At 64.0% G+C, this 13426-nt stretch carries 12 protein-coding genes; 9 read left to right on the top strand and 3 right to left on the bottom strand.

Annotation, left to right across the window (positions count from 1 at the left end):
- Positions 1-66 precede the first annotated feature (66 nt).
- Complete coding sequence (locus tag BLT44_RS04575; protein ID WP_081473293.1) at positions 67-3432, top strand: DUF7507 domain-containing protein; 3366 nt, start codon at positions 67-69, stop codon at positions 3430-3432.
- Positions 3433-3511: 79 nt separating this feature from the next.
- Here BLT44_RS04575 and BLT44_RS04570 read toward each other — a convergent pair whose 3' ends face one another.
- Complete coding sequence (locus BLT44_RS04570; protein ID WP_010155268.1) at positions 3512-4177, bottom strand: DUF6349 family protein; 666 nt, start codon at positions 4175-4177, stop codon at positions 3512-3514.
- A 112-nt stretch (positions 4178-4289) separates the two neighbouring features.
- The gene (locus BLT44_RS04565; protein ID WP_010155269.1) at positions 4290-4604 is read right to left on the bottom strand and encodes a hypothetical protein; all 315 of its coding nucleotides are present in this window, start codon (positions 4602-4604) and stop codon (positions 4290-4292) included.
- A gap of 373 nt (positions 4605-4977) precedes the next feature.
- On the opposite strand from BLT44_RS04565, the gene BLT44_RS04560 reads away from it, so the two are divergent.
- Genes BLT44_RS04560 through BLT44_RS04550 form a run of 3 tightly spaced genes read left to right on the top strand, consistent with a single transcriptional unit; the run spans position 4978 to position 7507 of the window.
- Positions 4978-5520: a hypothetical protein gene (locus tag BLT44_RS04560; RefSeq protein ID WP_231291494.1), complete on the top strand. Its 543-nt coding sequence runs from the start codon at positions 4978-4980 to the stop codon at positions 5518-5520.
- Entirely contained in the window at positions 5517-6380 is an 864-nt protein-coding gene (locus BLT44_RS04555) for a hypothetical protein (protein ID WP_010155271.1), read from the top strand. Before BLT44_RS04560 ends, BLT44_RS04555 begins: the two co-directional genes overlap by 4 nt.
- The gene (locus tag BLT44_RS04550) at positions 6323-7507 is read left to right on the top strand and encodes a M23 family metallopeptidase (RefSeq protein ID WP_244887464.1); all 1185 of its coding nucleotides are present in this window, start codon (positions 6323-6325) and stop codon (positions 7505-7507) included. The genes BLT44_RS04555 and BLT44_RS04550 overlap by 58 nt, the downstream gene beginning before the upstream one ends.
- Before the next feature lie 62 nt (positions 7508-7569).
- On the opposite strand, the gene BLT44_RS04545 is transcribed toward BLT44_RS04550, so the two are convergent.
- Entirely contained in the window at positions 7570-8070 is a 501-nt protein-coding gene (locus tag BLT44_RS04545) for a GNAT family N-acetyltransferase (RefSeq protein WP_029608084.1), read from the bottom strand.
- A gap of 153 nt (positions 8071-8223) precedes the next feature.
- On the opposite strand from BLT44_RS04545, the gene BLT44_RS04540 reads away from it, so the two are divergent.
- Genes BLT44_RS04540 through BLT44_RS04520 form a run of 5 tightly spaced genes read left to right on the top strand, consistent with a single transcriptional unit; the run spans position 8224 to position 13419 of the window.
- Positions 8224-8538, top strand: a complete 315-nt coding sequence (locus BLT44_RS04540) for a hypothetical protein (protein ID WP_010155275.1) — start codon at positions 8224-8226, stop codon at positions 8536-8538.
- Between the two features lie 14 nt (positions 8539-8552).
- A complete protein-coding gene (locus BLT44_RS15560) occupies positions 8553-9947 on the top strand; it encodes a hypothetical protein (protein ID WP_010155276.1) in 1395 nt (464 codons plus the stop codon).
- Positions 9948-9953: 6 nt separating this feature from the next.
- Positions 9954-11441, top strand: a complete 1488-nt coding sequence (locus tag BLT44_RS04530; RefSeq protein WP_010155277.1) for a PrgI family protein — start codon at positions 9954-9956, stop codon at positions 11439-11441.
- A complete protein-coding gene (locus tag BLT44_RS04525; protein ID WP_231291496.1) occupies positions 11441-12934 on the top strand; it encodes a P-loop NTPase family protein in 1494 nt (497 codons plus the stop codon). Before BLT44_RS04530 ends, BLT44_RS04525 begins: the two co-directional genes overlap by 1 nt.
- Entirely contained in the window at positions 12931-13419 is a 489-nt protein-coding gene (locus BLT44_RS04520; RefSeq protein ID WP_010155279.1) for a hypothetical protein, read from the top strand. The genes BLT44_RS04525 and BLT44_RS04520 overlap by 4 nt, the downstream gene beginning before the upstream one ends.
- Positions 13420-13426: the final 7 nt, after the last annotated feature.

Raw genomic sequence — 13426 nt, 5'->3', positions numbered from 1 at the left:
TCGGACACGACCTGCTATCCGAGGGCCGAGTCTGCCTAGGCAACGGATACGAACTGGAGGTAGTCGATGCTGTCGACACTCAAGACGCGCGGTGGGGGCCGCGTGCATCGAAACAAGGAACGAGCAAGACGTTTGATCGCGACGCTCGCAGCGGGGCTGGTGCTGGCATTGGGGATGCCACTCGCAGCGACCACCGTCGCAGCGCCTGCGCAGGCGGATACTGGCAACACGAACGCGGCGGTCTTGGGGCAGGGGGCGCGCCCGTTCTACGTGTATGTCAAAGCTGGTGAGTACCTCTACGTGAAGACTGACCAGAAGACTGATTACATCCGTGACAACGAGGGCAAGGACCACGCCTGGGAACCGATCGGAAACACGTTCGGTCCGGCGAAATCGGACGGGATCTGGCAGGTCTATCTCGCCACCGGCAATCCCGCAAACCCGGTGGGGTCGTGGGACATCGAGCCGCGCACGAGCACGTCTGCCTCGAGCGGCGTGCAGGGGCGCGTGTGGACGAATCAGTACTACATCCGCCAGAACGACGGGGTGAACGCCACCAAGGTGAACCTCAACTACTGGATGATGAATGACACCGGCTACCTCTACCAGGTCGAGATGCGCGGCTTCCGGGGCATGAACTCCACCATCGCGGCAAACTCGGTTGGCAACAAGAAGTCTGCGACCAATTGCAGCTCGGCCTATCGTTCGGTCGACACCTGGTCGGGCCTCGAATCCACGCTCGATTGTGGCGACCGCTACCGCATCTTCTTCTCGAAGCCCGCAGCGGATCTTCCCGCTACGGCGAAGGCTGGGAACCGCACGATGTACGTTGCTCCCCAGCCACTGACCAAAGAGGAACTCAACCAGTCCGAACTCACCTATGATCCCAGCGCAGCGTCGCAGGGGAACTTCGCGGGAACCTTCACTTCAAAAATCACCGAACGTTTCCAGGGCAACTACAAGCTCCAGATCGACACCGACGGCAACGACTCGTTCACCGATGCCAAAGACGTAACCATCGACCTCGCAGCAGACGGCTCAGGCACGTACAAGTACGTCTGGGACGGCAAGGACCAGGATGGGAAGCTCGTTCCGTCGTCCGGCAAGAAAATGAACGCGCGCATCCTCTTCGACAAGGTCGGTGAGATGCACATCGTGCAGCGCGACGTCGAAGGCCGCGATGGAATCCGAGTGACGTTGCGAAACGGTGACCGTGAGAATGTTGGTGACACCACGCTTTCTTGGGATGATCGAGCTCTTTCGACCAAGAACCGAGAGTCGGTCACGCCCAACCGTGACGGGCGGGCAGGTGTCGATTCATCGGGATTCGTGCATGGATGGGAATACTCGTACTCCTGCCATGAGGTCGACGAGGACTGTGGCGCATGGGGCAACAACCGCGCAATCGAGGACTGGGTCTCGCAAAAGGTTTCAGCGTTCGCAGAGGTGCAGGCATTCGGCGGCGACCCGTCGATCGCGATCGAGAAGACCGCAGATCGTACGTCCTACAAAGCCGCAGGCGAGGTTGTGACCTACAACTTCCACGTAACCAATACCGGAAACCTCGACCTCGAAAACGTTGCCGTCAACGAGACCGAGTTCTCCGGTGCAGGGCAGATGTCGGCCGTGACGTGTCCTACGACGACGCTCCTGGCTGGCGCAGCGATGGACTGCACGGCGACGTACACCGTGCAACAGGAAGACCTCGAGCGCGGCACGATCACGAACGCGGCGATCTCGACCGGCAACCCCCCAGGCGAAGAACCCGTCACCTCACCTCCCGATGACGTGGAGATCCCCGCAACGGATCTCCCCGCGATTTCTCTTCTGAAGGAGATCTCGAACCAGCAGGCCGAGAGCGTCGAGTGGGGGCCGGCGTCACAGTTCCAGGTCGACCAGAGCCTCGACTACCGGTTCACAGTGACGAACACGGGCAACCTGACCCTGAACGACGTCACGGTGTCCGAGACCGTGTTCACGGGGTCCGGGGACCTTACTGACGTGGTGTGCCCGGTCACGACGCTCGCACCGGGTGAGTCGACGATCTGCACGGCGACGTACACGCCGACATCTCAGGCAGACGTCGACCAGGGCACCATCGACAACACGGCGATCGCGACCGGTAACGCGGTCCGCAACGAAGGAGTGACGTCTGACCCGTCGTCGGCCATTGCTGTCGCACCGCACACGCCCGCGCTGCACCTGGTGAAGCTCGCCGACAAGCAGAACTACGTCGCTGGCGACCTCATCACGTATTCGTTCCAGGTATCGAACGTTGGAAACGTCACGATGAAGGACATCGTGGTCAACGAGACCGAGTTCACCGGCTCCGGCGAGCTTTCGCCGGTTGTGTGCCCCGTGACGGAGCTCGCTCCCGGCGCAAACACGATCTGCACCGCCACGTACACGGCGACGCAGGAGGATCTGGACCGAGGAACGATCGAGAACGCGGCAACATCCACGGGCACCCCACCCGATGGGCCGGACGTGACCACGCCCCCGAGCGAGGTCGAGATCCCGGGCGTGCAGGAGCCGCACCTCACTCTCGTGAAGACCGCGGACCAGGAGAGCTACGTCGCTGGTGACCTCATCAACTACTCGTTCGAGGTCACGAACTCGGGCAACGTCACCATGAAGAACATCTCCGTGGAGGAACTCGCGTTCTCCGGCGACGGGGAGCTTTCCGCGGTGACCTGCCCCGCCGACGTCGTGCTCGCACCGCGTGAGTCGACGATTTGCACGGCCAGCTACACCACCACTCAAGCGGATCTGGACCGAGGCACGATCGAGAACGCCGCGATCGCTCACGGCACTGATCCGAAGGAAGCACCGGTCGATTCCAACGATGACGACGTGAATGTGCCTGGGGCACAAAACCCGAAGCTGGTGCTGGATAAGTCGGTCGACAAGCAGACGTTCACGGAAGGCACCGAGCTCACCTATTCGTTCACGGTCACGAACACTGGCAACGCCACCACCTACAACGTGGGTGTGGTCGAGGTCGCATTCAACGGCACCGGCAAGCTGGGCGATGTGGTGTGCCCGGCAGAGGAAGTGCAGGCCCTCGCGCCTGGCGCATCTGTGACGTGCACGGCAACGTACACGGCGACGCTTGAGGACCGTGGCAACCTGGATCTTCTGCGCAACGTCGCCGTGGCCACGGGGAACCCGGGCGATCCGGGCAACCCGCCTCTCCAGTCGAACGAAGATGACGCGGTCACCACCCCCGAGCCCTTCCCCGAGGTTCCGGCTCCTGCAGCGCCCGCAGCGCCGCTCGCGGTCACGGGTGGGGACGGGCCGTCGCCTGCGCTCGTCGGTGGCGGTGCGCTGCTTCTGATAGCTGCTGCTGGGGTGTTCACGTTCGCCGCGTTGCAGCGTCGCCGCCAGGCCGCAGCAGCATCGGAAGCGGGTGACGCCACACTCGTGAGCTAGAGAGAAACTCCAGGGTAAACAGGGCAGCGGCCCTGGCCAGATTCGTCCTGGCCAGGGCCGCTGCCCTTGTGTCCCCCGGTTAGTCGTTTCCGGGCCGCAGCACCGAGTCCGACAGGCTGTATCCGCCCCAGGGAGAACCGCCCGGGACATGGCGGGTGCCGTACGTGTTCCGTTCGCTGATGATCGGGAAGCCGGAAGCTTGCCACGCGGCTGGGTAGTACTCCTCGAGCCAGCTCTGGAGACGTGCGAGCTTCGTGCGTTCGCCTCCGTGTTCTGCGAGCTTCTTCGGGACGACGGGGAGATCTCGCCAGCCGGGAAGGACGTGGTCATGCCACGCTTCGACGGCCGCGTTCTCACTGTTGCTGATTGTGTGCCAGCGGCACCGGCTGCAGATGAACTGGTAGATGAGGTCGTTCGGGAGTTCCCCGTCTGCGTGGTCGTGCTCTGGCCCGCCGAAGCGGCCACCGTCGCACCGGGCGTCGGCCTGGAACGATGCGTGCTGGTGGGCTCCGATGCTGATCTCTTCGCCTCTGCGGTACTTGTCGCTGTGCCACATGTGGCTGTAGGGCACGCACCCGAAGCTTCCGTTTTCGAACTGCCACCGCTCCCACGCCGCGTCGAGTTCTGCAGGGGTCCGGTACTGCTCGTGGTACCGGAGCGGTGCCCCGTCCCAGGTGGGCACGGTTTCGACGGCGGCCTGGTGGATGAGGGCGTCGATGTCGAAGCTGAGTTGTGCGGTGCTCATTCGTGGGTGCCTTTCTTGGCGAGTGCGGGGAGAATCCAGAGGCGGTAGCCGGCGATGGCCCAGAGCGTCGGGATCAGGATGATCGCGAGCGGGAGCGGTATCTCGTCGGGGATCATCGGGTGCTGCCGTCCGCGTAGGTGGCGGTGAGGCCGAACTGATGCATGAGTTGCTCGATGAGTGCGGCGGCTGTGGCGTGCTCGTCGTCGCCACTGTGCCCGGATCGTGCGTCTTCCCACGCTGCGTGTGCGAGCTGGTGTGTGAGGCAGATGGTTCGCACCTGCTGGGTGTTCCCGTAGTCGAGTCCCACCTTGTAGATCGCGTCCCCGACGTGAGTGACCAGTTCGTCTGTATCTGTGATTTCGTCGAAGCCCCATAGCCCCATCACGCGTGCTCCGAGTGCTGCGAGTTGCATCGTGTAGTCGCTCATTGTCTGCTCCTTGTTCTTGATCCCTCCCTCACGTTTTTTTGCCGTGAAGGCACGTATGTGCCTGCGGAGGTGTGCAGCTCGGAGGGGGTGCGGAGCGTCGATCCCGCATGGCGCAGACATGCGAGAGTGCTGCGGCAAGCTCAGCCGCGGAGCGGATGTGCGACCGTGCCCCTGGAGAGCGGAACGGCCGTATGCTGCCGAAGGCTTCATGGCAAAAAGCGGGCGTAGCCCGAAAGGAAACGATGCCGGCCTCTGTGCCGGCATCCGCCCGGAGCACCCCGGAGGGGTGGTCGTTCCTGCGCAGCGGCTTGTGCGCACCTGCACGCTTCTGCAGGTATGAGCCGATCTGATTTCAGCCTGCAGGTGATCCCACATGGTGCGTGAGCGCGGTGCACGTCCGGAAACCCCTACGGCTCCCCCGCTGCCGCTGCCGGAGCGCGGCGTGCCGGAACTTCCGATCGATTGGATGGCTCTCGACGCTGTCGCGCAGAGCAAAACTCTCCGGAGCGTGCTCGGGGTGTGGGTGCCGAAGATCGTGTGCGAGTTCGGCCTCAGCGAGCAGGTGGTGCCGCGGTGCTGGTATCGGCACTCCGCCATGATTCATGAGCTGTTGGCGCTGTTCCAGTATCGGCAGCAGCAGCAGTTCAACATGGAGCTCGGCCCGCCGGCGTCTGCAGCGATCGATTTCCAGTACCAGTTCAGTCTCTGGCTGCAGCGCATGCGCTCCCTCACCGGCGACGCCGGCTGCACAGCTTCGAAGCACCTGCCGCAGCTCCGTCCGTCTTGGGCGGACTCGTCGACCACGGACTTTGCGATGTGGTCGGTGGATCTGGACGAGTTCGCTCGGGAGCTGGTGGCGTTCGCTGAACCTGACGTGTCGGAATCATCTGCCCTCGAAAACGGAGAAGAGTCATGAGCAATTTGCAGACCAATTGGAAGAAGTGGAAGCCGAAGCTCGTCGCGGCCGGTGCTGCGGGTTTCGTGGTTGCGGTCGTGGCGGTGCTGATCGGCATCATCATCGGCCCGGGGGACACCGCGGAGACGCGTCCGTCGCGTAACAGTTCGCAGCCGACCGACAGCGAGAAACCAGCCCCCGAGCAAGATGCGGAGGAAGCTGCTGGGGAGCTGGCGGCGGCACCGTCGCTGGGAGATGACGGGTTCGCGTCGATGGAAGTCACCACAGATCCGCGTGTCGCTGCGGCGTCTGCAGCACAGGTGCTGATGTCGGCGGATACGAAGAAGATCGAGTGGGTCGAGAATTTCCGCAAGGAATCCCTCTCACGAGTCATGCGGCCAAGCCCTGAATACGTCGGCCCGGGTGACGGCCTCCAGGTGAAGGCATTCGGCGGTGACACCTACTACGGTGACGAGCTGATCGACCGCGCCCCGGAGATGCTCGCGACGGAGAAGTACTCCCCTGACGGGTGGTGGTGGCTGCTCGGTGACACGCAGAGCTTCGGCGGGTTCGCCTCCTACGGGGCGAGCCTCACGTCGCGGGCGATCGAGGTGTACGACCAGGAAGAGATGGAGGAGTACTCCGGTGGGTCGTACTGGACGAAGCCGTCCGATCAGATCACCGTCGACATCGACCCAGAAGCGTCGTTCGAGCTGTACTGGGTGCGGGTAGAGACCGCGACTGATGCCGGCGAAGGGGCAACCACGCAGCGCTACCCGGTGGCGCTTGCGGTGTACTGCGACCCTCCCGCTGCGGGTGGGGTGTGTGGTGTGACTTCGCTGATGACGCGGTACCCGGACGGCTGGAAGACGAGCTACTGATGGCTGCACCCATCGCCGCGAAAGTCGCGATACAGGTTGTTCAGTCAAAGACTGGGCGGCGCATCATTGCGGGCGTTCTCGCCCTGATCCTGCTGATCGTGATGCTGCCGGCGATCCTCATCGGCGGCGCAGCGATGGCGATCGCTATCGGAACCGGGGAATCCGGGACGTGCACCACGGGTGAAGCTGTCGGAGGGTTCTCCAGTGAGCAGCTCGGGAACGCGGCGGCGATCCGCGCGGCCGCAGCGGAGATGGAGGTCCCCGATTCGGGTGTGAAGATCGCGATCATGGTGTCGCTCGTGGAGTCGAACCTGCTGAATCTGGCGAATACGGGCGTCCCTGAGTCGATGTTGCTTCCGAACCAGGGCATGGGGTCTGACCATGACTCGGTCGGCATCATGCAGCAGCGCCCGTCCTCTGGGTGGGGCACTCCGGCCGAGCTGATGAAACCTGAGTTCGCCGCTCGTGCGTTCTTCGGCGGGCCGAGCGGCCCGAACGGTGGGAGCCCGCGCGGGTTGCTCGACATTGCCGGCTGGGAGTCGATGGGGCTGGGAGTCGCCGCGCAGACGGTGCAGGTCAGCGCGTTCCCGGACCGGTATCAGGAGCGCTCGGCGGACGCCGACGCGGTACTCGCGGCATTGGGCGACACGACGACCATCTGTGAGGGCGGCGACGGCGGCACTCCCCCGCAAGTGGTGGGCGGCTGGGCGAACCCCATAGGGATGCAGACCTGGGCGACCTACCCCAACCACGCCGGGGGTGCGATGGACGTGCACGTCGGCACCGGCACCCCCGTGTACGCGCCCGCAGCCGGGAAGGTCTTTGACCTCTCCGAAGGGTGCGGAGGGATGGTCATCGGCATCCAACACGACGTGCAATACACGACCGCGTTCGCACACATGTCCTCATTCGCCGTCGCCGCAGGAGAGCAGGTCAAAGCCGGTCAGCTCATCGGATACTCCGGCGCTTCGGGATCGTGCGTCAACGGCGCCCATCTGCACTTCGAGGTTCGTGTGGGGCCGAACCCGACGAGTTGGGGGTCGTTCACGCCCGCCTACAAGTTCATGCGCGAGCAAGGGATCACGATGGGGCCCTGCACGGGAGGGTGCGACCTGTACCCGATGTGAGACGAAAATGGGTGGCTTCCAGGAGTCGTCGCATCGCGAATTTCTCCGATCCGGCGATTTACCTACACGGTTTGAACCATACAGATCAGCTGGTCCCTGTCTTCCCATGAACTGGTATCAGTGAATCCGACCTTCTTGTAGAGAGCAATCGCGTTCGAGCGCCACTTCCAAACCGAGAGCTGAATTACCTCAGCGTTGACGCGGACGGCATGATTTCGCGCCTCCGTGAGTAGAGAGGTGGCGATGTGCCGACCGCGATAGTTTTCGTCCGTCCACAGGCGCTTGATCTCTAAGCTTTGGTCGCCTCGAGTCGTGATTACGAGACAGCCTGCAGCGTGACCCTCGTACCGTGCTACTAGAACGGTGTCGCCGCTAAACGTCCTTTGAGGATCTGTCAGCTCGAAACGGTATTTCTCGGGAAGTGCGTCAACGGACCCGACCGGGTTGCCCTTCTCCGACTCTGTCCGGAGGTGGTAGTCCGTCAACAAGGTCGTTAGCTCGGCGCAGTCCCGCGGGTTCGCCGCGTTCCATTGGGTCACGGTGACGCTGCGCTGATCGGACATGAATCAATAGTCCCATGAGGCTGGAAGCAAACACATGCGGCCGCGGCGATGAGCTTGGCGAGGCGTTCAGGGCACGGTCCTTCTTCGTGCCTGCCGGGTGCGCGGTCCCTTTCTTCTACGAGGCGAACCACCAACCTCGAAAGGACACATCCCATGTCTCTCCCCTCCCTCTCGGCGATCGCCGACACGACCGTACGTAAGGTGCTCGAAGTACCCGATATCAACGCAGACTTCAGCACCGGCCCCGCACGGGCCGGAATGACGCTCGTGAACCAGATCCTCGCCGTTGGCACGATCGTCGGCATCGTCGCATTCATCGCGGCCGCGTGCCTGCTCATGTTTGCCGGCCTGGACAGCCGCAACAAGACGCGTGCGTGGGTGGCGCTTGCTGTCGCCGGCATCGGGGCTGCGGTGCTGGGGTCGATCGTCGCGATGATGACCTTCTTCGGCAACATCAACCTGTTCTAAGCGCGGATCTCATCGTGTACGTGCTGGAAGACCAGATCGAGCTCGGCTGCACGCCGGGTCTCGATTACCCCATCTGCGTCAGCGCAGAATCGACCGCGCGCGGCATGGGCACCTTCATCGGGTGGCTCGCACAGACCGTGCTGGGTTCACAGGAGTTCGCCCCCGGCACGACGCTGTGGGATAACGCGATCGGTGAAGCCTCGAACTGGTTCGCGATCGCGATCGTCGTGATGCTCATCACGGGCATCGTTGGGGTGTCGACTGGCATGTTGTCGATGAAAGGCCGCCGCTTATGGGTGTCCGTGCTGAGTATTGCCGCCGCGATCCCGTCCACGTTCCTCTCCCTCGCGCTCGGCGGCGAGCTGCTCGCGATCAGTGACCAGCTCAGCGAGCTCGCGCTTAAACGCATCGGCGGTGAGGACGGGTTCGAGAACCTGTTCCGCACCGTCGTGCAGGGCGGCACCGGCTCAGACGTGGGCGGGGCAGCGCTCACGCTGACGGGTCTGAGCTCGGCCGTTCCGATGATTCTGATGCTGATCGGTATCCTCCTCGGGCTGCTGCTGATGTCGTTCGCGCTCGCGTTCCGCAATCTGGGGTTGATGGTACTCATCGCGTTCTCCCCGCTCGCGTTCATGGCGGTGCCGATGCGAGGCGGTTGGGGTATCGCGAAGAAGTGGGCGATGGCGGGTATCGCGTTGCTGCTCGCTAAACCCCTCATGTTTGGGATCCTGGCGATGCTGCTGAAAACGTCGGACGGGATGGCATTGTTCTCGCCGCAGACGTTGACGGTGATGACGGGCCTGTTCGTCGTGTCGTTCATGCCGATGATGTCGTACTCGTTCTTCGCGTTCCTCGGCTCGGGCAACGAGAACATGGCCGGCCAAGGCATGGCCGGCCAAGCCGGTCAGAAAGCTTCCGCCCCGGTGCAGCGGGCAGCGGGGGCGGCCTCGAGCAAGATCGGGGCCGGCGCTGCAGGAGCGGCAGGTGCGGTATTCAAGACGTCCAAGAGCACGACGTCGACCAGCTCACAGGCGTCAAGCTCCCCTATCAGCTCGAAGGGGCAGCAGGGCGATGCTGCCGGCAAGAGCGACGCTTCGGCCGCCGCCAAGAACGGCGCTGCGACGGGTGGCGGTGCTACTCCGGCTGGCACCCCCAACGGGGGCGGCGGGGCCCGCGGTGGGAATGCCCCCAGCGGCGGTGCCCCTGGCGGCGGTGCCCCTGGCGGTGCTGGCGGCGGCAGGAGCGGTGCACCAGCCCCCGCGGGAGGCGGTGGTGGGGCTCCGGTGAACGCGAGTGGCAGCTCCAGCACTCGGTCGCCTCAGGTTCCGTCCGCACCCGCACCTTCCGCGCCCGGGGGCGGCAGTACGCCGCAGCCGAAACCGGGAACGCCCGCAACTCCGAAGTGGTGATAGCTCATGGCTCACGAAGAACTGGCGACGGTGCGCTTCTCGCGCCGCGCCTCCCAGGGCGTCGTCCTGGGTATCGACAAACCCGGCATCTGGTCGCTCGGGATCGCGATCGCCCCAGTGCTGGCAACCGTCGTCACCCAAGGGCCGTTCAACGCGATGTTCGTCGCCCTCCTGATGTCACCGCTCGCGATCACCGGACTGATCAAGCGGCACGGGATCGCGCTCACACTGTGGCTCGTCTGGGCGACACGTTTTCGACTGAGAAAGATGATGGGACGAACAATGTTCAAGCGTCGCGTGAAGCGGGCGGAACCGATTATTCGCGGTGAGCTGCAGCTTCCAGGGCTCGAAGATCGCTTCCAGATCTGGGAATCCCCTACGGGGATCGCCGTCGTCTGGGACAAAGCCCGGCAAACCGCGTCGATCACGTGCATGGTGACCTCCCCCGGTATGGCGCGTCACCGCACTCAGGTGATGACCGCGCATGACCGGGAGCACCTCACTGCTGCGCTGATGAGCGTCGCGGGGTCGTGGACGCGGCGCCGCCAGATCATGCGCGTCTCGATGCAGGAGCGCACCCGACCAGGCACGATCGTTCGTGAGCAGCGCACCTTCGATGCGCTGGGTGCGAGCGGGGAGCTCGCTGAGTCGTATCAGGAAGCGCTCACCCGCGTAGCTGAGGAGAGCGTGCTGCACCCGCAGTCGATCACGCTCACCATCGACGCGGGCGGCGGCGCGGGGCGTGCGGCCGCGAAAGACCTCGGCGGCGGCAAGGCCGGGATTCTCGGCATGGTCGAGCAGGAGATCGCCGCGACGACGGAATCGCTGCGCGTCGCGGGCTTCACGAAAGTGGTGTGGACCTCCCCCCGGGAGTGGGGGGCGTGGGGGCGCGGCATCGTCGACCCCGTCGCGGAAGGCAAGATCGACATTCGATTGGGGACCGCGTTCGAGGGCATCGCCCCCGAACTTGCCGGCCCGATGTCGTGCGTCGATGAGAAGAATCATGTCGAGACCGATTCCGCGTTCCACCGCGTGTACTGGATCGCTGAATATCCGCGCCTGGAAACGCTGCCGGGGTTCATGGGCGAGGTCGCGAGCGCGGAGACGTCCGCGGGGATCCCGGTGCGGCACACGCTGCAGATCGTCGGCACCCCCGTTCCGATCGAACAGGCCCTCAAGGGCATCCGTAAACAGCGAGAGTCGTGGAAGCAGAACGCCGCACTGAAAGCTCGGCGCGGCAACGATGTGACGATCGCGGACAATTCCGACTGGCAGAACCTCGACGCACGCGAGCAGGACCTCATCAACGGACAGGGCGAACTGGCCTGGACCGGGTTCGTGGTCGTGTCGGCGCTGAGCCATGACGCGCTTCTTCGCAGCTGCACGTCGATGGAGCTCGCAGGCAGCACCGCGTCGATCGAACTTGTCCCCCTCACCTATCAGCAGGCCGCAGCGCTCATGACCGTGGCGTACCCGGCCGGAACGGGAATGTGATGAATCAGCATCAGCAGTTGGCGTTCATCCCTCAGAAGCTCTCACGGAAAGAACGCCGCATTCTCAAAGAAATGCACACCGTCGGCCAAGACGAAGCGACGGCCGCCGTCGACGTGGAAGAAGCACCGTACCTGTCCCGTATCGGGCGTCTCGTGCGCGGCCATGCTTCCGACATGAAACTCCCCCGGCACACGGGTACGGGGTGGGAGTGGGCGTCGCTGAACCCGTTCCCGTTCTCCGACGTGCCCGTCGTCGCGGGCCCGGTGATCGGGCTCGAGCGCACTTCTGGCGGGCAGCCGTTCTCTTTCCACGCCTGGCACATGTACAACGACGACATCATCACCTCCCCCAACGTGCTGTTCAAGGGCGGTATCGGGCGCGGCAAGAGCTACTTCATGAAACGCATGGTCGCACTCGGCGTGCTGTTCGGTGTGACCTCGATCAACACCAGCGATGTGAAGGGCGAGCACGGGGTGGTAGCTGAAGCGCTCGGTGGCCAGTGGTATCGGGTCGGCGCGTTCGGCACCGATGTGCGGTTGAATCCGTTTGAGAAGGGTGAGCGGCACTTCAAAGAGACCGAGATCGAGCACAACCAGCGCATCCATGCTTCCCGGCAGCTGGTCGCCCAGCAGCTCGCGGGCCTCCTTCTCGAGGATGAGGACCCGCTCACCGCGATCGAGAAGTCGATCCTGGCGTGGGCGTTGGAAGAAGTGGTTCGGGAAACCAACGACCATCCCACGATCCGGAAGGTCGTGCAGAAAATCGACGACGCCGACGCCCTCAAGGCCGCCCGCGATAACCGGTTCGAGCGCGGTGAGGAACGACGGCTCAGGTTCTTGTTCGATCCGATGCTCACCGGCAATCTCGCCGGCATGTTCGAAGACGAAGGGACGGTCGAATTCAACCCGGATTCGCCGTACACGGTGTTCGACACGTACGCAATGCAGAAGCGCGGAGATCTCGCGCTCGCCCTCACCCAGACGATCACGAATTCGTGGGTGATGAACGTGGTGTCCAATAAGTCCGCAGGTCGCATGATCCAAGTCATCCGCGAGGAAGGGTGGCGCGATATGAAGACGCTGCAGGGCCTCGAAGCGCACGAGCTGCAGTTGAAGCTCTCCCGCGAGTACGGCATCTCCCTGATGATGGCCGTGCACGAGGATGGCGATTTCGATTCGGTCGGCACGCAGGGATCGAAAGAGCGTGAGCTCGCGCAGAAACTGCTGCGCCAATACGCCGTCTCGTTCACGTTCCACCAGGGCGATAAGACACGCAGACGGGCGGTGGAATCGGGAAACCTCACCCCCGGTGAGGCTGCGATGCTCGCGAGCTTCTCGGGCCAGCAGGGCATGTGCCTGTTGCAGGCGGATGAGCGCTCATTCGTGATCGACGGCCGCTCGACGTCGACGGCGTGGGAGCGCACCTTGTTCGATACCGACCGGGCGATGCGCGCCCGTGAGGCACAGCACGAAACCCTGGGGGTCGCCGCATGAACACCGACAACGGAGTGGACTCACTCGTCGACGAATCCCTCACCCTGTTCGCTGAATGCGATCCGGGGATCACGGATCCCTACCTGGAGGAAGCGTGGGCGTTGCTCGTGGATCTCGTGCAGATGGCCGGCGCCAGGCTCATGGAGCACCGCTTCGGCGGGCTCATCAGCGCCGCCGACGAAGTGGCGCTGTATCTCGGACAGCTCGAACGCGTGTCGCAGGTCGCCCGTGAGGCACCGTTTCAGGTTCCCGCGATCGCGTTGCGACCGTTGAAAGCGGCGGGCCGGTTCGTGGAGCACTCCCCGCACCGTGACGAGGTGTGCCAGCTGCTGCTCGCGATGCCGCACATCATCGCCGGCTACGCGTCGTACCTCACCCGCACCGCGGGCCGCCCGGCTCGTCCCGCGCTGGACGTGCTGGATCTCGCCGTGCGTGCGGGAAGCGTCTACCGGGACAGCCTCACCCGCGCTGTTCCAGCACTTTGAAGCATCG

Source organism: Leucobacter chromiiresistens (assembly GCF_900102345.1).
In the GTDB taxonomy this organism is placed as follows: Bacteria; Actinomycetota; Actinomycetes; order Actinomycetales; family Microbacteriaceae; genus Leucobacter; species Leucobacter chromiiresistens.
This window is presented reverse-complemented; position numbering and strand designations above follow the sequence as displayed.

Coding starts and splice junctions, on each gene's coding strand:
- BLT44_RS04525 (WP_231291496.1), top strand. CDS start 11,441: ATGAATCAGCATCAGCAGTTGGCGTTCATCCCTCAGAAGCTCTCACGG.
- BLT44_RS04545 (WP_029608084.1), bottom strand. CDS start 8,070: ATGTCCGATCAGCGCAGCGTCACCGTGACCCAATGGAACGCGGCGAAC.
- BLT44_RS04540 (WP_010155275.1), top strand. CDS start 8,224: ATGTCTCTCCCCTCCCTCTCGGCGATCGCCGACACGACCGTACGTAAG.
- BLT44_RS04565 (WP_010155269.1), bottom strand. CDS start 4,604: ATGAGCGACTACACGATGCAACTCGCAGCACTCGGAGCACGCGTGATG.
- BLT44_RS04520 (WP_010155279.1), top strand. CDS start 12,931: ATGAACACCGACAACGGAGTGGACTCACTCGTCGACGAATCCCTCACC.
- BLT44_RS04560 (WP_231291494.1), top strand. CDS start 4,978: ATGGTGCGTGAGCGCGGTGCACGTCCGGAAACCCCTACGGCTCCCCCG.
- BLT44_RS04555 (WP_010155271.1), top strand. CDS start 5,517: ATGAGCAATTTGCAGACCAATTGGAAGAAGTGGAAGCCGAAGCTCGTC.
- BLT44_RS04570 (WP_010155268.1), bottom strand. CDS start 4,177: ATGAGCACCGCACAACTCAGCTTCGACATCGACGCCCTCATCCACCAG.
- BLT44_RS04575 (WP_081473293.1), top strand. CDS start 67: ATGCTGTCGACACTCAAGACGCGCGGTGGGGGCCGCGTGCATCGAAAC.
- BLT44_RS04530 (WP_010155277.1), top strand. CDS start 9,954: ATGGCTCACGAAGAACTGGCGACGGTGCGCTTCTCGCGCCGCGCCTCC.